General features: G+C 46.5%; 16 protein-coding genes. 15 read left to right on the forward strand and 1 reads right to left on the reverse strand.

Annotated features, from left to right (window positions below; all coding sequences use genetic code 11):
* Position 1: 1 nt before the first annotated feature.
* On the reverse strand, positions 2-1234 hold the full coding sequence (locus M3629_RS08170) for an aminopeptidase (RefSeq protein ID WP_221789463.1): 1233 nt from the start codon (positions 1232-1234) through the stop codon (positions 2-4).
* A 265-nt stretch (positions 1235-1499) separates the two neighbouring features.
* On the opposite strand from M3629_RS08170, the gene M3629_RS08175 reads away from it, so the two are divergent.
* From M3629_RS08175 to M3629_RS08245, 15 genes are all read left to right on the forward strand, one after another.
* Positions 1500-1766 (forward strand): hypothetical protein, encoded by a 267-nt coding sequence (locus tag M3629_RS08175; protein WP_244159485.1) that lies wholly within the window; start codon positions 1500-1502, stop codon positions 1764-1766.
* A 184-nt stretch (positions 1767-1950) separates the two neighbouring features.
* Complete coding sequence (locus tag M3629_RS08180; protein WP_154983466.1) at positions 1951-2760, forward strand: MBL fold metallo-hydrolase; 810 nt, start codon at positions 1951-1953, stop codon at positions 2758-2760.
* A 205-nt stretch (positions 2761-2965) separates the two neighbouring features.
* Complete coding sequence (locus M3629_RS08185; RefSeq protein ID WP_251504006.1) at positions 2966-3976, forward strand: aldose 1-epimerase; 1011 nt, start codon at positions 2966-2968, stop codon at positions 3974-3976.
* A 157-nt stretch (positions 3977-4133) separates the two neighbouring features.
* Positions 4134-5522 carry a class II fumarate hydratase gene (fumC, locus tag M3629_RS08190; RefSeq protein WP_251504008.1) on the forward strand — a complete coding sequence of 463 codons (1389 nt, stop codon included), beginning with the start codon at positions 4134-4136 and terminating at the stop codon, positions 5520-5522.
* A gap of 197 nt (positions 5523-5719) precedes the next feature.
* Positions 5720-8488 (forward strand): CHASE3 domain-containing protein, encoded by a 2769-nt coding sequence (locus tag M3629_RS08195; RefSeq protein ID WP_251504011.1) that lies wholly within the window; start codon positions 5720-5722, stop codon positions 8486-8488.
* 276 nt (positions 8489-8764) lie between these two features.
* A complete protein-coding gene (locus M3629_RS08200) occupies positions 8765-10381 on the forward strand; it encodes a PucR family transcriptional regulator (protein WP_251504014.1) in 1617 nt (538 codons plus the stop codon).
* A gap of 310 nt (positions 10382-10691) precedes the next feature.
* Complete coding sequence (gene uraD / locus M3629_RS08205) at positions 10692-11201, forward strand: 2-oxo-4-hydroxy-4-carboxy-5-ureidoimidazoline decarboxylase (RefSeq protein ID WP_251504017.1); 510 nt, start codon at positions 10692-10694, stop codon at positions 11199-11201.
* Between the two features lie 42 nt (positions 11202-11243).
* On the forward strand, positions 11244-11621 hold the full coding sequence (gene uraH / locus M3629_RS08210) for a hydroxyisourate hydrolase (protein ID WP_251504020.1): 378 nt from the start codon (positions 11244-11246) through the stop codon (positions 11619-11621).
* 32 nt (positions 11622-11653) lie between these two features.
* Positions 11654-12979 (forward strand): 5'-deoxyadenosine deaminase, encoded by a 1326-nt coding sequence (locus M3629_RS08215; protein WP_251504022.1) that lies wholly within the window; start codon positions 11654-11656, stop codon positions 12977-12979.
* A gap of 41 nt (positions 12980-13020) precedes the next feature.
* Entirely contained in the window at positions 13021-14151 is a 1131-nt protein-coding gene (locus M3629_RS08220) for an XdhC family protein (protein WP_251504025.1), read from the forward strand.
* On the forward strand, positions 14093-14743 hold the full coding sequence (locus tag M3629_RS08225) for a nucleotidyltransferase family protein (protein ID WP_251504027.1): 651 nt from the start codon (positions 14093-14095) through the stop codon (positions 14741-14743). Before M3629_RS08220 ends, M3629_RS08225 begins: the two co-directional genes overlap by 59 nt.
* 77 nt (positions 14744-14820) lie before the next feature.
* Positions 14821-15771 carry an FAD binding domain-containing protein gene (locus M3629_RS08230; RefSeq protein WP_251504030.1) on the forward strand — a complete coding sequence of 317 codons (951 nt, stop codon included), beginning with the start codon at positions 14821-14823 and terminating at the stop codon, positions 15769-15771.
* 65 nt (positions 15772-15836) lie between these two features.
* Positions 15837-18152 carry a xanthine dehydrogenase subunit D gene (pucD, locus tag M3629_RS08235; protein ID WP_251504032.1) on the forward strand — a complete coding sequence of 772 codons (2316 nt, stop codon included), beginning with the start codon at positions 15837-15839 and terminating at the stop codon, positions 18150-18152.
* On the forward strand, positions 18149-18721 hold the full coding sequence (locus M3629_RS08240) for a (2Fe-2S)-binding protein (protein WP_251504035.1): 573 nt from the start codon (positions 18149-18151) through the stop codon (positions 18719-18721). Before pucD ends, M3629_RS08240 begins: the two co-directional genes overlap by 4 nt.
* A gap of 132 nt (positions 18722-18853) precedes the next feature.
* On the forward strand, positions 18854-19249 hold the full coding sequence (locus tag M3629_RS08245; RefSeq protein WP_251504039.1) for a hypothetical protein: 396 nt from the start codon (positions 18854-18856) through the stop codon (positions 19247-19249).
* The last annotated feature ends 107 nt before the right edge of the window (positions 19250-19356 follow it).

Below are 19356 nucleotides of genomic sequence, written 5' to 3' on the forward strand. Positions count from 1 at the left end.
ATTAGAATGCCCAGTTTCCATTCACGAAGATCGGTTCTTCCGCACCTTCCGAAGTGACACCATTGATGTTCATCTCACCGGAACCAATCATGAAATCAACGTGAGTCAGACTGGAGTTCATGCCATGTTCGATCAACTCTTCCTTAGACATCGTTTTGCCGCCTTCCAGACAGAAAGCATACGCATTTCCGATCGCCAAGTGATTGGATGCATTCTCATCAAACAAGGTATTGTAGAACAGAATGTTCGTATCCGAAATTGGAGATTGATGTGGAACAAGGGCAACTTCGCCTAGATAATGTGCACCTTCATCCATTTCGACGAGGTTCTTCAGTGCATCAAGCCCTTGCTCAGCAGTGTAATCAACAATGCGTCCATTCTCAAATGTGAGGGAGAAGCCGTCAATCAAATTGCCACCGTAACTAAGCGGTTTTGTGCTGCGAACAGTACCGTTCACACCCGTTTTCAGTGGTGCAGTAAATACTTCTTCTGTAGGCATATTGGCAATAAATACATGTCCTTGCTCGTTTACACTACCTCCTGATACCCAGATATGTCCTTCGGGAAGTTCAATGGTTAAATCCGTACCTGGCGCGGTGTAGTGGAGTTTTTTATATTTTTTGCTGTTCAGCAGATCTGCGCGGGAGTCCAGGTTTTGCAGGTGCGTTTTCCATTCAGCGACAGCATCTTTTTCACCAATCCGTACCGTTTTGAAAATAACATCCCACAGGCGGTCCACTTGCTGCGCTTCAGGCAGATCCGGGAATACTTTAGCAGCCCATTCAGGAGAAGGGACAGCTACGATGGACCAGCTGAATTTATCAGCCATTTGATAGGCACGATATTTCTCCAGCGCTTTGCCGCGCACTTTCTGGCTGGTTACGATGCGCTCCTGTGCCACTCCGTTCAGCAGATCCGGATTTTCCGCGATGACATGCAAGATTGCCGCGCCTTCTTCAACAAGTTCTGTCATTTCAGCTGCGAACCATTTTGGTTCGATCGAGAATGCCTCATCCGGCGCCAGATCATAGTGAAGTCGAGTAACCGTTTCGTCACTCCAGTTGACTTTGACCAGTTTTGCACCCGTGTTGTACGCAGCTTTAACGATCAATCGTACAAAATGAGCTGCCGTGATTGGCGCATTTACAACTAATGTTTGTCCAGGGTGGACATTGACACCTACTTTGACAGCCAGTTCAGCATATTGTTGCAGATTCGATTCAAAATTGTTCATGCTATTTTTTCCTCCAATGTGATATGAATATCGTAGCTGGCGGTCTATTATAGTCCTCTTTGAAGTTAATGAGGATTCAGCATAGGGCCTTCATTGAATAATGTATACGTTGCTACGATATATATTGTACAATTAACCAATAATAATTACCAAACAGCTTTGCCAGAAAGTTGGAGAAAAGCACCAAAAGAGAGTTTTTTGGACGCTTGAATCGAAGATTTATTGAAGTGAGGCTTTAAACGAGAGATTAAAGGAGAGTATAAAAGTGAGTATTGAAATTATTCGCGCAGAAATGCGTCGTGAGGATGAAAAAAGTTTCGTAGGTAGCACGGTGTTCAAGACAGATGGTGGTAAATCCGTATATGAAATTACGTTTATGAGCAAGAACGGCAAGGACTGGGACTACAGCTTGCACTTCACGGAACAGTCGGGTGATGAGGAAGAGTTGCTGAAAATGGACGAGTTGCTCGAAAATGATGATGATTTGTACAATCAATTGCTGGATGCAGCCTTGGATGCTTACCCGGCTTAATGTAAAGTAAATATTCTTGTTCTATTGTCCGAGTTACCTGACTATACTAGACGGTGTGTGCCCTGGGAAGGGTGTCCGCCGTCTATTTTTATTTCCGAGATTCCGAATAGATATTCCAGAAAAGGGAAGTCTACGAGATGAACTAAACCAGAGAGACAATTCGCCTGATGGGAGGTAACCGTGAATGGCATTTGACAATCTGATTACATCAGGAATGACCAGCGTAGAGGAAGTTGCTCCTGATATTTTGAGCTTGCGTACCCTTTTTGTGAATGTCGTGTTCATTGGAAAACCGGGAAGCAGGAGCTGGGTCCTCGTGGACACAGGAATGTCAAAATTCACGAATCACATTGTTGATGTGGCAACCGAGCGTTTTCAAGGCCCGCCGTCTGCCATTATTTTAACGCATGGTCATTTTGATCATGTGGGAACGGTAATTGAACTGGAGCAATTCTGGGGAGTGCCGGTGTACGCGCATCCACTTGAAATACCTTATCTCACAGGTTTGAAAAATTATCCTCCGGCGGACCCTTCTGTGGGTGGAGGCCTCATGGCGCAGTTGTCTTTTACGTATCCGAACGAAGCCATTAATCTGGATGATCGGATATTCAGTCTACCCCAAAATCATACGGTGCCCGGCACAAAGGGTTGGAACTGGATTCATACGCCAGGTCATACACCGGGACATATATCCTTGTTCCGCGAAGCAGATCGATTACTGATTGCGGGTGATGCGATTGTCTCGGTCAAACAGGAGTCGCTCTGGAGTGTTCTGCTTCAGGACAAACAGTTACACGGCCCTCCGGCGTATTTTACAACGGATTGGGAGGAAGCGCATGAATCGGTTCAGCGTATCAGGCAACTGGAGCCGAGAACGGTTGTGACAGGGCATGGACATGTGTTAAGCGGGGAGATGTTACATGAATCACTCCGGCATCTCGACATGCATTTTGAAGAAGATACGGTACCCAAGCAGGGTAAGTATGTAGAATGAGAAAACATAGACCGTTACTCGTGAGTGAGTTGAAGAGCGATGAAGACCAACAAAGAGTGATCAAGGCAGCTGATCGTGCAGCTGTCTTTTTGTTTTGCGCTTGCCTGTTTAATTTGTTCTCGATCTCAGATTGTTCTTTTAGGCGCAATCATGATATAGTCGAGCCGTATAATATAACCTTAGTATGCAGGAGGTACATATAACGATGACACAACAGAATACAGCGTTTGAAGAGCAATTTGGCGGCATTCCCGCGGTATGGCTACGCTTTGGTTCATTTGAAGCGGCGGTGATTCCAAGCGTTGGCGCGAACCTGGTAGCTTTTCGGGATACGGAAAAAGGATACAGCTACCTGCGCGAACCGGATCAGGATCAGATGGATGAATTCATGGCGGCTCCTGCCGTGTACGGTATTCCGATTCTGTCTCCTCCTAATCGATATGAAGACGGTCGTTTCCCTTGGAATGGAAAAGTCTATCAATTACCGATTAATGAACCCGCGACAGGCAACCATCTGCACGGATTTTTGCATGATGTGGCGTGGACGGTTGAGGGATTCGGTTCTAATGATCTGGAGAGTTATGTCACACTCAGCCAAAACATTGGAGAAGGCCATGCTTTTTACAAATATTTGCCGTTCACCTTCAGTGTAACGCTTCGTTACTCTCTGAGCAGTCATGGTCTGCAGCAGCAGTTAATTGTGAACAATACGGGCACAGAATATATGCCGAACCTGTTTGCTTTCCATACAGCAATTAAAGTTCCTTTTGCTCCGGACAGTCAGTCCTCGGATTATACAGCCAAAGTGACGATTGGCCAGCGCCGTGAATTAAACGAGCGTTCGCTACCGACAGGACAATTTCAACCGCTTACACCGGAGGAAAAGCAGCTTAAACAGGGCGGAGTTAGTCCGTTTTTTGCAGCGATGGATAACCACTATACCGCCGAGCCGCAAAATGGCCGCAATTACATGGAACTGACAGATCATCGCACAGGAGACAAACTGGTGTACGATGTAGGCACGTCCTATAAACATTGGATGATCTGGAACAACAATGCCTGCAATGAATTTTTCTGTCCGGAACCACAGATGAATCTGGTTAATGCTCCGAATGTGGAAGGGATTTCCGCAGAAGAGAGTGGTCTCGTTGGATTACAACCAGGTGAACTCTATGAACAAACCAGCCGTTTGTATCCGATTGCTGCTCAAAAATAAAACGGGATAGATTGAACTTGCTTCTGACCTATTCGTTTTGCGCTACGCTTACAATTTTGTCGAAAAGGTGAAAACCTGTTCGTAAATCATGTATAATATGACGAGATACACAAGCTTTGTAGAGACCCAGACCAACATTTTGGAGGAGGACAAGCAAGTGGAATACCGCATTGAGAGAGATACGTTAGGCGAAATGAAAGTACCAGCCGACAGGCTGTGGGGCGCTCAGACGCAGCGCAGTAAGGAAAATTTCCCTATTGGACGCGAGCATATGCCGATGGAATTGGTGCGAGCTCTCGCCATTTTGAAGAAAAGTGCTGCGGCCAGTAATCATAAATTAGGCAAATTATCAGCGGCGAAAGCAGATGCGATTGCTTATGCGGCTGATGAAATTATTGCAGGACGTATTGATGATCACTTCCCACTCGTGGTATGGCAGACGGGTAGCGGTACTCAATCCAACATGAACGTGAATGAAGTCATTGCTAACCTGGGTAACCAGCTGCTGGAGCAAAAAGGTAAAGAAGAGCGCCTGCATCCGAATGATGATGTTAATATGTCGCAAAGCTCCAATGACACCTTCCCAACAGCGCTGCATGTAGCGGGCGTTCTTGCGGTGGAGGATCAGTTATTGCCAGCGATTGCGGTGTTGAAAGCGACTTTTGCGGAAAAAGTGGAAGCGTTTAAGGATATCATCAAAATTGGACGTACTCACCTTCAGGATGCAACGCCGATTACGCTTGGGCAAGAGATTAGTGGCTGGGAAGCTATGCTGGGTAAGAGTGAACGTATGATCCGCGAAAGCGTAGAGTACATGAAGGAGCTTGCGATTGGGGGTACGGCTGTAGGAACCGGAATTAACGCGCATCCTGACTTCGGTGATCTTACAGCTAAGGAGATTGGTAAACATACAGGTAAAGATTTCGTATCTGCGCCAAACAAATTCCACGCTCTGACCAGCCATGATGAAGTGGTGTATGCTCACGGTGCAGTAAAAGCGCTTGCAGCGGATATGATGAAAATCGCCAATGACGTACGCTGGCTCGCAAGCGGTCCACGTAGCGGTCTCGGTGAGATTCGTATCCCTGAGAACGAGCCGGGCAGCTCGATTATGCCAGGTAAAGTGAATCCGACACAGAGCGAAGCGATCACGATGGTTGTGACACAAGTGATGGGTAACGATGCGGCGATTGGATTCGCGGCAAGCCAAGGTAATTTTGAACTGAACGTATTCAAACCTGTCATCATTTATAACTTCCTGCAGTCTGTACAGTTGCTCGCTGACTCCATCGTTGCATTTAATGACAAATGTGCTGTGGGTATTGAGCCGAACCTGGATCAGATCAAACACAATCTGGATAACTCGCTTATGCTGGTCACTGCACTCAATCCTCATATTGGATATGAGAATGCAGCTAAAATTGCTAAGCTTGCACATAAAGAAGGTTTGTCCCTGAAGGAAGCTGCGTTACAAACCGGGCTTCTTACAGAGGAACAATTCGATCAATATGTAGACCCGGCTAAAATGATTACACCAAAGGCTTAAACTGATTTTAAACTCCTATATTGTGTCAATTATAAACATCTATGAATAAAGTCCCGGAAAAGCGGCCTGCAAAGCAGGTCGTTTTTCTTATGGAATCACATATTTTGCTTGTCAGCTGATATCTATACATATAAAATACTAGTGCAACAGATTTCATGCAATGATTCAGCATTTATCTATATTTGGAGGGTTCCACGTTGTCTAAAACGAGAAGATTTACGATACGCTCCAAAATTGTATTGGGCTATCTTGTGGTTGTGCTCTTATTTGGTGTAGTGCTACTGATCCTTTCGGCCCAAATCGATGTGTTGCAGAAGGAAAATGATTTTATTAGTCATCATGATCTGGATGTACATAATTTGACCAACGCGATTGAGAAAAACGTACTCGATATGGAAACAGGACAGCGAGGGTTCATGCTTACTGGAAAGGAAAGTTATCTAGAGCCTTATGATCAAGGTCTTTCCGAGTGGAATACGAATTACGATCAGTTATACGCCTTGATCAGTGATAATCCCGCACAACAGCAAAGCTTGCAAAATATCAAATCCCATATCAACCGCTGGATTGAAATTGCCGGTGAACGTTCCGTTCAGCTCAAGAAAGAAGGGGATCAGGATAAGGTTCTCTCTTTTTTTCAGTCCGATCCGGGGAAAACGGAAATTGATCTACTTCGCTCCCAGCTGGCTACTTTCCGTAACACCGAAATTTTACTGACAGAAGCAAGGGTAACGGACTTGGCAAGCCGTAGCTCAACGTTGCTGACAATCATGTATAGCCTTTGGGGTCTGATCGCAGCACTATCCATCGCCGCGGCTTTCATTGTATCAGGCAACATCGTGAGTACACTTCAAGCGGTGAAGCAAACGATCAGCGATATTTCGAAAGGCGGCAACTTGAAGCAACGTATACGTGTACGAACTAGAGATGAAGTGGCTGATCTCGCACATGAAGCGAATCAACTACTGGATGAAGTACAAGAGCAAAACCGGGTGAAGGATCAACTTACAGGTGTTGCTACTCTTTTCCAAAACCCTACCACATTAGAAGGTTTATCACGTTTGTTCCTGAGTGAACTTGCAACGATGTTGGAGATTCCGTACAGCGTGTTGTATCACTGGAAGGACAATCGGTTGTTCCGGGTGGCATCCTATGCAGGAGATGGGGAGAAGGAACGCTCGCTCGGGAAAATATCACTTGCCCCTGGTGAAGGGTTAGTCGGTCAGAGTGCGATTGAGCAGCGGGTGTTACGAATGAATGATTTACCGCAGAATTACATTCGCATCTCGTCCGGTCTGGGTCATGCCTCAGCGAGTTCGCTTACCGTTGTACCCATCCTGTTTGAAGGAAAGACCGTTGCTGTAGTAGAACTCGCTTCCATGAAGCCATTAACCGAGAAGGCCATGGAGTTGATCAAGGAATTAACGGTCATTTTCGGCGTTTCGCTTCATTCTACAGTTACGCGAATGGAACTACAGCACCTTTACGATGAATCACAAGTACTGAACGAAGAGTTACAGGCACAATCCGAGAAGCTGCAGCTCCAAACCGAGGAGATGCAATCTCAGACTGAAGAATTGCAGATGCAAACGGAAGAGTTAACCATGTTAAATGAACGCTTGGAGAGTCAGAAAGGCACGGCGGAGAATGCGGCCCAAGAACTTGCAGCAACTGCTCATCAGCTGCGAATCAGTTCGGGATACAAATCCGAATTTCTGGCTAATATGTCGCATGAGCTGCGCACACCTCTGAACAGCATGTTGATTCTGTCCGAGATATTGGCGGAAAACAAACATCATCATTTGAGCGGTGAGGAGCAGAACTATGCAGCCGTTATTCACAGATCGGGCAAAGACTTACTTAACTTGATTAACGATATTCTCGATCTGTCGAAGGTTGAGGCTGGACAGATGGAAGTGGAATTTGATGATGTTTACCTCGACACGTTGCCTGAAGTGATGAATCAGTATTTCTTGAAAACGGCTGAACAGAAAAAAATAGATTTTCGTATTCAGCTACAAGGTCCTCTTCCGGCTACGATTGAAACCGATGAAATGCGGATGCACCAGATTCTTAGAAATCTGCTCTCGAATGCGTTTAAGTTCACCAGCACAGGGGAAGTGGCACTAACCATTTCTCAGGTGCGTCTTACTGACCCTGAACACGCAGGTCAAGAAACCGAAGTCATTGCTTTTTCCGTTAGTGATACGGGGATCGGTATTGCGGAGGATAAACTTCTCCAGATCTTTGAGGCATTCAAACAGGCTGATGGAGCAACGGCTCGTAAATATGGCGGTACGGGACTAGGGCTGTCTATCTCTCAATCGCTGGCTTCATTACTTGGCGGTTCAATTTCGGCAACGAGCCGATTGGGCCAAGGCAGTGTGTTTACGCTGTTTCTTCCGCTGTATAGAAAAGCTCAAGAGGTTCCGCAGGAGGAGCAAAGTTCAAGATTGTTTGTTTATGAGACAGTTGGTGCTACAGCAGAAGAACGTATCAACCCTTCATCACCTCATGTGGAGCCGGAACTGAAGAATATGGAGATTTTGCTAACGCCTTTGGAAGAATCGTTATTCAGGGATCGACAGATTCTTGTCGTGGATGATGACATTCGTAACGTATATGCGCTTGCAAATGCATTGGAGCAATACGGTATGCAAGTGACCTCTGCTCAGAATGGAACGGAATGTCTGGAGCTGTTAGAGCAGGGAGGTCTCAGACCGGATGTTATTCTTATGGATATCATGATGCCAGAACTGGATGGATATGAAACCACCCGTCGGATTCGAGAGAAACTCGGTCTGATCCAGATTCCCATCATTGCACTCACAGCAAAAGCGATGAAAGAAGACCGGGAAAAATGTATCGCTGCCGGAGCCACGGATTACCTCAGTAAACCGTTGAATATCAAAGATGTGTTATCCCGTATGAAATTATGGATGAGTCACGAAAAGATGGAAATTTGAACGAATCCGCATTGCTGGATTTAAAATGCTAAGCATAAAATATTTATTTAAAATGTTTCAAACCTATGCCCATGACAGCATGATGATGCTGAATTGAGGACATAGGTTTATTTTTTTCTCATGTAAGTTTCTTTATGGAAATTGATGTTATAATACTTAACGAACAATCAAAGGTTCTCTATTTTTTATTTCAAAATCGGTGGAATTACGAAGCCTAAAGGTCATTGTAAACGATTTGTTTACACATTTGTGTTAAATATATGGGAGGTCATGTCCATGCAGCTTACCGTTAAAGAAGCTTTGCAGGTATACCCGCTGTCTGAAGCCAAATTGATTGCGGGCCGGGAAGGGACTTCACGGATGATGAAGTCAGTCAACGTCATGGACGCTCCTGATATTGCAGATTGGATCAAATCTGGAGAAATGTTGTTTACGACCGCTTTTATGATCAAAGATAGTGAAACAGATACGCTTCGATTAATGCAACGGCTGAATGAACGTGGATGCGCGGGAATCGGCATCAAGCTTGGACGGTTCTGGGATTCGATTCCCCAAGGCATAGTAGAGGAAGCGAATCGACTTCGGCTACCGCTTTTGGAGCTTCCGTTCCAATTCACTTTCTCTGACCAGATGAATGCCTTGTTTAAAGCGGAACATGAACGTAGCCATCGGCTACTGCATGAAGTTGTTCAGAAGCAAAAGAAACTCATGCAGTTTGCCTTACAGCAACAACAACATCGCAATGTGTTTGCCGAAATGTCCACGATCCTCAATTATTCGATTGCCGTTATCGGCTCCCGCGGACATGTGCTCTATGCGAACGATGACGTGATGTCGGACAATGCAGTCACGCAAGGTTGGCCCTGGAAATCAGTCATGCACCGGGTAAAATGGAATCAGGGGAGCTGTCACCGAGTCCCGATTCAACAAAAAGACGAGGAACTGGGTTTCCTGCTGGTGTACACGGATTCTGCCTTGTCTCTACGAGCGGAGGAGGAGCTGTTTCAGCAAGCTGCGGATGTGCTCGCCTTTTACATGGATATGACCTACCGTGAGCATATCAATCCAACCGTTCAGGATGAAATGCGGACCTTGCTGACCCAATATATGGAGCAGAAATTGACCATACAGGAGCTCATGACTTTGAGCGAAAATAAAGGAGTACACCTTTTTCAAGAGACGTATCAGTGTGTGTTAACTACGCTCGAACCCAATGCCTTTGCCGAGGGGAAGCTACTCAAACAGATTCATCGTGAGTTGCAGTACAATCCCCTTATGCAATTCACAGCTTCTCAGCATTTTCAGATGAATGAAGGAATCCTATCCATCTACAGTTGTCCGACCGGACGTGATTATGGTGAGGAGTTGTCCGCCTTTCTCTTAAATCGATTTGGCGATGTGCTCACGGCTCAAGAAGCTAAAGGTGCGCCAGGGCCTCGTTTCTGGATAAGCAAAATGAAACATGAGCCAACTTCACTACGTGAAGCATACCAAGAGTGTCTGGATACACGTCAGTTAGCCCAAAGGCTCGGCATGAAGGATCGGGCACTGCAATTTGAGATGTTGGAATTTGCGTATGTCTTTCAGCATGTGCCGGAACAAATGATGGAGAATTATTGTCATAAAGTGCTCGAACCGTTACTTGCCAGAGACGGTGATCCCAATCAGGTGCTGATGAGCACGCTAGAGTCTTTTATTGAAAATGACGGATTAATTAATGAAGCCGCCAAACAGTTGTATGTGCATCGCAACACGGTAACTTATCGTATGGAGAAGATCGGCAGTCTGTTGCAAATGGATTTCAAAAAGACGAATGATCTGCTCAAATTAAAGCTGGTCTTTACCTTCCGTAAATTCGTGCGAGATAAAGCGCCTGTAAGACTTCGTACGTAATCACTACTACTCTTATAATTGATGTGCTCATTTGATTATGTGTTCATGTGTTTACAATGCTCGTGATATGAGTGAGACTTAGAGTGTTGACCATGAGTTATATTGAAATGGATTAAACCGCACTTCCTTCATTGGTGAGTGCAGTTTTTTGACATACATAGCAAGTGTAAGAGCGGTTTTCCATGCGCAGATAACAATTCATTTGTTTGATGTTATGTTATTTTACAAAATCACGTAAATAATGTTGCTACATTCTGAAGCAGTGAATAGAATGAGAAACAATAATTAAATAGAGACCGGAGGTTATCACATGGATGATCTTATACATCTCGTTAACGGCTGGTCTGATCAACAGTTTATGAAAGAATTTGGCTCGTTATTTGAAGAGTCTGCTTGGATTGCAGAGCGTGCTGCCGGACTTCGGCCTTTTTGTTCATGGGAAGAGATGATGCAGGTTATGACGAAACAAGTTCTTGACTCGGAGTATAAAGAGAAGCTGGAACTGCTCCGAAAGCATCCGGATTTGGGTGCTCGCATCAGCATGAGTACCAGCTCGGTTCAGGAGCAGGCTGGTGCTGGCCTGGATTCATTAACACCGGAACAATATAACGAGCTAAAGCAGTTGAATGAGAGGTATACAAAGCAATTTGGCTTTCCGTTCATTTTAGCGGTGAAGGGCCATACGAAGGGATCTATTTTTGATTCCATAAGACAACGGCTAGAGAAAAACGAGCAAGAAGAATTCGTAACGGCATTAAATGAGGTATTTAAAATTGCGACAATCCGTTTGCAACAATGGATGACCGAGCGTGCAAAGTGATCTGAAGAAAAAGGATAAACATAGATCGAAGGTGAATGCCTGATGCAGCCGAATGCTGGCCGGATTACTACACATGTACTGGATACATCTAAGGGTGCTCCTGCTGTAGGAGTGAGAATTGAACTCTATTTTATAAAATGGTCAGGAAACGAGTGGAATGCCCTGAAGATGGCAGAATCATTGACCAATTCGGATGGACGTTTGAATGAACCTCTGCTTCACGAAGGAAAGCTGGAAGTGGGCGAATATGAACTGCGTTTTGATGTGAAACGCTATTTTGCACAAGATGCTCAAACGGATATGACACATGTGTTGTGGACCGAAGTCCCTATTCGTTTTGCCGTAAGAGATACCGGGGGTCATTTTCATATCCCTTTGTTGATAGCACCGGGGGGATACAGCACGTACCGGGGAAGCTGAAGATAAGACAGGACGGGATAGGGGAGATGGGGATGGGAACGATTCTACTCAAAGGCGCGCAATTGGTCACGATGAATACAGAAGAGGAAGTATTTACGGGAGATCTTCTCATCGAAGATAACAAAATCAAAGACATGGCGGTGCATATCGATGAGAACCTGGCAGATCAAGTCATTGATGCACGAGGGAAAGTGTTACTGCCGGGGTTTATCCAGACCCACATTCATCTATGCCAGACGTTGTTTCGCGGACGTGCGGACGATATGGAGCTGATGGATTGGCTCCGCAAACGCATATGGCCGCTAGAAGCGGCACATGACGAGGAATCGGTATATTACTCGGCAATGCTTGGACTGGGCGAATTGATCTCTAGCGGCACAACAACCATTCTGGATATGGAGACCGTGCATCATACGGAATCGGCTTTTCAAGCGATGGCCCAGAGTGGAATCCGGGTCATCTCAGGTAAGGTGATGATGGATCATGGTGATGAGGTTCCTGAGCCTTTGCGTGAGAATACGGCGGATTCGCTGCAGCAGAGTGTTGATTTGTTAGAAAAATGGAACGGATTCGGTGGAGGCCGCATTCAATATGCGTTTTGTCCAAGGTTTGTTGTATCCTGCACAGAACAATTGCTTACGGAAGTATGTGACCTCTCGAATAAATATCACGTCAAAGTGCACACCCATGCTTCCGAGAATCGTGGAGAGATTGAACTGGTTGAACACGAGAGAGGTATGCGGAACATCGTCTATCTTGATCACATTGGCCTGGCTACTCCCAGATTGGTTCTTGCGCATTGTGTGTGGCTGAGTGAAGAAGAGAAGGAGATTATTCGTAAACGTGGTGTCAAAGTAACCCATTGTCCCGGATCTAATATGAAACTTTCCTCCGGAATTGCCGACATCCCCGACCTTTTGAACAGACAAATTGCAGTGGGGATCGGTGCAGACGGTGCGCCATGTAATAACAATCTGGATATGTTTCAGGAGATGCGTATGACAGCACTGATCCAGAAGGTGCCGCACGGGCCGACGGTGATGGATGCCAGAACCGTGTTACACATGGCAACGATGGGCGGGGCGGAAGTGTTGGGGCTATCCAGAGAGATTGGCAGTCTTGAAGTCGGCAAAAAGGCAGATATGATCCTGCTGGACCTTGATGATTTTCATACGTACCCGTCCTATGAGACCGACATTTACTCCCGTATCGTTTATTCGGCTACTCGTAGCTGTGTGGAAACGGTCATCATTGATGGCAGTATCGTGCTGAACAATCGTAAAATACAAACCATTGACCGCAGCATCGTATTACGAGAGTCAGATAAATGCATTGCACGGCTAATGAAACGGTTATAACAGAAACGTTGAAAGGCAAATAGTAAAGAGGGGGCGGCCCTATGGAGATGCATGATCTGTGTGCCATTGCCCTTCGTGAAACCCGGAGTGTACTTGCTACTGCGATTAAAGTGGAGGGGCATGCCTATCGCAAACAAGGGGTTTCTATGCTAATAACGGAGGACGGCAGGATGTACGGCAGTATCAGTCCGGGTTGTCTGGAGAGTGACCTGCAAGCCAGGGTGAGCCGCGTGCTGGAGACGCAACAACTTGAGCTGGCTTCCTACGATATGAGGCCTGAAGACGACTTGTCCTGGGGCGAAACAATTGGTTGCGGAGGCCTTGTAGTTGTTCTGCTTGAACCGATCTGTGGTGAGCTGTATGACATAATGAAACAGATGCAACGATGTTTGGATGCGGCAATAGCGGTTTCTCTTCTCCGGTCGTTCAATGACGATTACACTAACATTACGTATCGTTGCTCGAAGATCGAGTCAGTCAAATCAGCCGAGCCAGGACAAGAGCAATATTTAACTGCAAATGAACAACCTGATCGTTTCGAAAATGATTTATCGTTGTCCTGTCCTCCTGATCTGGAGGTTAGGAATAATCCTTGGAATCTTCCTCAACATTTTACTTCGCTATATACACCCAAACCACGTTTGATTATCATTGGCGCCGGAAATGATGTTGTACCGGTCGCCGCACTGTCTCAATCCGCTGGATTCCGTGTCGTTATCACAGATTGGAGAGCAGCCTTGTGTACGCCAGAACGATTTCCAGATGCGGAACTCGTGCACGGTTTTCCTCAGGAAGTTTTCCCGCAGCTGAACATCAATGAACATGACTATCTCATCCTAATGAGTCATCAATTCCCCCGTGAACGAGAATGGATAGCGTTATTAGACAACACCAACTATGCATATCTCGGCATTATGGGTTCACGTACCCGAACAGCTCGTTTGTTCGACGGAATGCCACCATTACATCACGTGCATAGTCCAGTTGGTTTGTCCATTGGTGCAGATGGGCCAGAGGAGATCGCGATCAGTATTGTTGCAGAGATGATTGCGGTCAGACGTAAGGGAACGGCTGTTAAATCTGCGTTAGTAACCGAAAAAAGGAGCGGTGCTTATGCAAACGACAGGGATCGTTCTGGCGGCTGGCAAGAGCAGCAGACTTGGGCGAGATAAACTATCGGTTATGATGCCGGATGGAAGAGCACTGGCGGCATGGACACTGGAGGCCGCTCTGAATTCCCGGTTGGATCACATCATCTGTGTGGTCAAACCAGAGGATAGTCTTGAATGGTTACCTTCCAAATGGCACAAGACATTCTCTTACACATATAATCCCGACAAAAGATTGCGTATGGTATTATGTAACGATTTTGCTGGTGGTATGGCAAACTCCATTCGTTGCGGTATATTGACGGCGATGGAATACAAGCCGAAGGGGGTCCTGATGCTGATGGCAGACCAGCCCCTTATAACGACAGAGAATATTAATCATGTCACCGCGATACTGGATTCTAATCCGCTGTCTGATTATGTTGCGGGTACGGACAATGAGGGGAGTAAACCCCCGGTTGCTTTTCGCTCACATATGTTCGGCCCGCTTCTGTCCCTACACGGAGATGAAGGGGCACGCAAAATGCTCCGAAACCCTAAATACCAAGGTGTACAGGTGTCTTTAGGGCGAGAGAGTTTCTGGGACGCTGATACGGAGTTGCAAGTGCAACAAATTCTGAAATATGCAGAAGAACGGATGTGGAGGGAAGCCTAAAATCAACGCGACTCTGTACGAACACAGCAAGACGATTGGAAAGGTAGAGGAAACGGAGAAATAAAGGAGGGAGAGCCATGGTACTGCCGGGATACGGCTCAGGTGCACAGCCCTCGGTGTGGCAGCCAGATACGTTACAAGAACTACAAAATATTAGGGAACAGATTGAAGGAACACGGTGTTACGTTGCTGGAGGCACGTTATTGCGAACACAATGGGAAGCTTCATCAAAGGTTTTACCAGAACATTTGGTTAGTTTGGCTTGCATTCCCGAGATCAGTGGAATCTCGATGCAAGGGGATGAGATTGTGATTGGAGCCATGACCCGATTGAGGGAATGTGCAACAGACCCTTTGCTAAGCCGGTTTTCTATTTTGCATCAGGCTATCTTGGCTATAGCGGCCCCTTCTGTTCGAAATCTGGCGACGATTGGCGGAAATATTGCTTCCGGGATAGGGGATTCGTTACCGGCGCTACTTGTGTATGATGCTGAGCTTCACTTCCTGACCTGTCGTGGTATGGAGACGCAGCGCGTGGCGTTATGGCTTGAAAATGGACGTGATAACAAGCTGAACGCAGATGATGTATTAATCTCCATTCATATTCCGTTCAGGAACGCTACAGTAAATCTATCGTTCTCTGATCCAGAGCAATACGTATACGAGACCGAGCAAGCCATACCTGAACGAAATCATCAAATCTCCTTCTATCGTAAATTAGGCCGAAGAGAGGCATTTACTGCCTCGCTTGTCACGGTAGCTTTTCACGGGGAGGTTAGTCCGGAGGACGGACGATGGACACAGGTTGCGATAGCTGCTGGTGGCGGCTCGGGTATAGCTGTGAGGTTAACCGAAACGGAGCACTGGCTTCGATCAGGAAAAGCAGATGCTTCTCAAGCCGCCGGGCTTGCAACCCAGGCTGTTGCTGAATTTGTATCCTATACGGATGCTTTTGCCACCGAAATCTACAGGAGACAGTCGGCCGGAAATATGCTTGGGGCCGGACTGTGGCAGGCTTTTCATCCATAGGCAACTAAGCCATCTGCAATTCAGAACTGGACTTAAAAAAGGAGCTACGAAAGGGGAGGAACACCATGTTGCTTAACCGGAAACAGAGTGGAAATCGCTGGCATCTGCGGCCGGATGGCCCTCCTAAGGTCACGGGACAATTGCAGTATCTTACGGATATGTCCTTGCCTAACATGGTCTATGGGAAAGTACTGCGAAGTGCTTATCCTTATGCACGGTTGCTGTCGGTTGATACATCGGAAGCGGAAGCCATGGAGGGTGTATATGCGGTGTTAACAGCCAAGGATGTGCCTGGACTCAACCGTTTTGGTATTGCGACTCCGGATCAGCCCGTCTTCTGTGAAGATGTTGTTCGTTATGTAGGCGATGCGATTGCCGCTGTTGCGGCCGACTCACCTGAACGAGCCTTGCTCGCCATAGAAGCTATTCGTGTAAAGTATGAGGAGATTGAGCCACTGGATAGCACGGCTGCCGCACTGGCTCCTGGGGCGTCTGAACTGCATCCACATGGTCCAGGCAATGTGCTGCATCGTACAGAGATCAAACGCGGAGATGCCCAGCAAGCTTTTGACTCTTGTGCTCATATTGTAACGGAGACTTATTATACGCCACGACAAATGCATGCATATATGGAGACAGAGGGAGGGCTGTTTGCACCTGACGAGATGGGTCGTCTTCATGTCTATGCGGCAACACAGCATGGGTATAAGGATCGTATGCAACTCGCACGTATTATTGGCTGCCCGGAAGAACACATTCGGGTGGTATCTTCACCTATTGGCGGTTCGTTTGGCGGAAAAGATGAATTGAACGTGCAACCTTATGGTGCACTGCTCGCGTTAAAATGCGGCCGACCTGTTAAAATGCATAACTCGCGTAAAGAATCCGTTCGGGCTGGTTTGAAGCGTCATCCGATGAAGATCGAGATGCAAACGGGGATAAGCCGTGAGGGGATTTTGCAGGCACATCGAGTTCGTATTACGGCAGATACCGGTGCATATGCAACGCTTGGAGCACCCGTATTAAACTTCTGTACCGAGCATTGTATGGGGCCGTATATGATTCCGCATGTGGATGTAGAAGGGGTATCTGTGTATACAAACAATGGATTATCGGGGGAGTTTCGCGGATTCGGAGGCAATCAGGCGATCTTTGCAATGGAAGGTCAGATGGATCGTTTGGCACAGCTCATAGATATGGACCCTTGGGAGTTTCGGCGGCGTAATCTGAGGCAGAAGCATGATCCCGGTCCCTTGAACCAGCGTATTCTGCCCACGGATGGACTATATCAAGTATGGGAGGCGCTGGACCGCTCGGAGCTATGGCAGAAGCATATTCATCCTCCGGTGGAAGCGTCACTTCCTCCATGGATCAAACGAGGCGTAGGGGCGGCTATCGCGATGCATGGCGCCGGGCTTGGTTATGGCATTCCAGATCCGGCAGGTGGACGCTTGTCGTTGAATGCGGAGGGCAAGATTGAAGTGGCCTTCAGCTACGAGGAATTCGGGCAAGGTCTTGTGGCCACGCTGGAGATCATGCTCTGTGATCTGTTCCAGTGCCACCCATCGGACCTGAGTATTGTTATTGGGGATACAGACCGCGTGCCCCATAGTGGATCCAGTACGGCATCTCGTTCCACCACGATGGCCTGGATGGCTTTGCAACGCTTGCAGCACCCGTTCCGTGCAAAGCTACTTAAAGTTGCATCACAGTTTTCTGGGATTTCGGCAGAGCAACTCATGACAGGACATGAGGGAATATGGATAAAATCACAGGATTTCTCTTCAACCTCTGCCCCCCGTTTAGTCGTTGCTTATACGGATCTTGTAAAGCAGGGTGAAGCGCAGGAATGGATTTTTGACACCACTTTTCATTACCCCACGACACCTGACAATGTGGTGGGCGGTCATTACCTTTACACGTATGCCGCAGTTGCTGCAGAGGTGGAGGTCAATATGCTTACGGGCGAAACCAAACTTCTGGATACAAGGCATATTGTAGCCGCAGGACCAGTAATTAATCCGATGGGTTATATAGGGCAAATTGAAGGTGGCAGTGTAATGGCTCTTGGATTTACGTTAACCGAGGATGCCGTCATGGAGCAGAGCCGCTACGTTACGGCGAATCTGGACACGTATTTAATTCCGACAATCAAGGATATTCACTCGAATTTAGAAGTAGAGGCAATTGAAGATTTACCTGAAGGAGATGCATTCGGACCCAGAGGCATTGGCGAGATTGGTTCCGTTGCACTTGCACCTGCGATTACTGCAGCTATTCATCAGGCAACAGGCGTATGGGTAACTCAGCTCCCCGTGCCGCGCGAGCAACTCAGTCAGGGGATAAATGTTCTTTTGCCAGAAGGAGTGAAGCCATCATGAAGAATCAGCCTCTTGAACAGACATGGAGTGCTAGAGTGAATGGGCAATTAAAAGAACTGTCCGTTTCTCCTGAAACACGACTTGTCGATATCCTTCGGAATCGCTTAGAGCTGACGGGAACGAAGGTTTCTTGTGAGGTCGGACGATGCGGTGCATGTATGATTCTCATGAATGGAGAGCCAGTTAATGCTTGTCTCGTGATGGCGTATCAAAGTGAGGGAAGCGACATTACAACCATTGAAGGACTTCATGGTGAGAAAAAGGGAGAGCTACATCCCATTCAACAAGCCTTCGTGGAAGAAGGCGGATTTCAGTGTGGATACTGCACTCCAGGGATGATTATTTCAACCAAGGCTTTGCTGGACGCATGTCCACATCCTTCTCTGGAGCAGATTGAAACCGGATTATGCGGTAATCTCTGTCGTTGTACAGGCTATGCCGGGATAATACGCGCGGTAAACAAGGCAAGTGAGCGTTGCGCAGTTAAAGGAACGGTTGGAACAGTGGTAAAAGAAAATGTAAACAGATCAGCGGTTAACTTTGTACAAACAGATGGTGCTGAAACCTGATGATCCGAAGCAGGAGCAAGATTTAATTTTTGTACAAAATTATGGTAATATTAAGAATAATAGAGAATTTCCTGCGAGTGGAGATCAAGCGCTGCCCGTGGAAAGTTCTTATTTTTTTGTGTGGAGGGAACTATGATGAAGAAAAAGCATTTGTTTCTGGGAACCGTGTTAAGTCTGCTTGTGATCATGTTGCTTGCAAATTACATTGAGAATAATGAGGCCGTCGTAAATACGAGCCAGGTTGTCGAAAGTTATGGGGGAGATCGCGGAATGTACAAAGCAACCGTAACGTTTGATATGTTTCCAGCGAAAAAAGCAAGCAACGTAAAAGTTATGGTTGTATACCCTAACGATACGATCGAATATCATGATGTGTCGTCACCTGATGGTCACTACCTTTTGGACATAACGAAAAACGTGGAAGAGTTCGCCTTGGACAAAAGTAAAGGCACATCACCCGAATTCCTGATTACTTGGATATCAGGGGATAAAAAAAGAATAAGCTATGTTTATTCAGGTGTCAGATGAATGAAAGATGAAAGATGAATGAAGAGCTTAGTTACATAAGCATGACTAGATTGTGAAAAACATAGTGTTTTTAAATGTAAATTTAAGCGTTTTCGGAATGTGGGTTT

Source organism: Paenibacillus polysaccharolyticus (genome assembly GCF_023714295.1).
Classification (GTDB): domain Bacteria; phylum Bacillota; class Bacilli; order Paenibacillales; family Paenibacillaceae; genus Paenibacillus; species Paenibacillus polysaccharolyticus_A.

What these genes read in the sequence shown, in the direction of transcription:
- M3629_RS08220 (WP_251504025.1), top strand. Translation starts at nt 13,021, where the DNA reads ATGGAGATGCATGATCTGTGTGCCATTGCCCTTCGTGAAACCCGGAGT.
- uraH (WP_251504020.1), top strand. Translation starts at nt 11,244, where the DNA reads ATGCAGCCGAATGCTGGCCGGATTACTACACATGTACTGGATACATCT.
- M3629_RS08180 (WP_154983466.1), top strand. Translation starts at nt 1,951, where the DNA reads ATGGCATTTGACAATCTGATTACATCAGGAATGACCAGCGTAGAGGAA.
- M3629_RS08170 (WP_221789463.1), bottom strand. Translation starts at nt 1,234, where the DNA reads ATGAACAATTTTGAATCGAATCTGCAACAATATGCTGAACTGGCTGTC.
- M3629_RS08200 (WP_251504014.1), top strand. Translation starts at nt 8,765, where the DNA reads ATGCAGCTTACCGTTAAAGAAGCTTTGCAGGTATACCCGCTGTCTGAA.
- M3629_RS08230 (WP_251504030.1), top strand. Translation starts at nt 14,821, where the DNA reads ATGGTACTGCCGGGATACGGCTCAGGTGCACAGCCCTCGGTGTGGCAG.
- M3629_RS08240 (WP_251504035.1), top strand. Translation starts at nt 18,149, where the DNA reads ATGAAGAATCAGCCTCTTGAACAGACATGGAGTGCTAGAGTGAATGGG.
- uraD (WP_251504017.1), top strand. Translation starts at nt 10,692, where the DNA reads ATGGATGATCTTATACATCTCGTTAACGGCTGGTCTGATCAACAGTTT.
- M3629_RS08225 (WP_251504027.1), top strand. Translation starts at nt 14,093, where the DNA reads ATGCAAACGACAGGGATCGTTCTGGCGGCTGGCAAGAGCAGCAGACTT.
- M3629_RS08245 (WP_251504039.1), top strand. Translation starts at nt 18,854, where the DNA reads ATGATGAAGAAAAAGCATTTGTTTCTGGGAACCGTGTTAAGTCTGCTT.
- M3629_RS08185 (WP_251504006.1), top strand. Translation starts at nt 2,966, where the DNA reads ATGACACAACAGAATACAGCGTTTGAAGAGCAATTTGGCGGCATTCCC.
- M3629_RS08215 (WP_251504022.1), top strand. Translation starts at nt 11,654, where the DNA reads ATGGGAACGATTCTACTCAAAGGCGCGCAATTGGTCACGATGAATACA.
- pucD (WP_251504032.1), top strand. Translation starts at nt 15,837, where the DNA reads ATGTTGCTTAACCGGAAACAGAGTGGAAATCGCTGGCATCTGCGGCCG.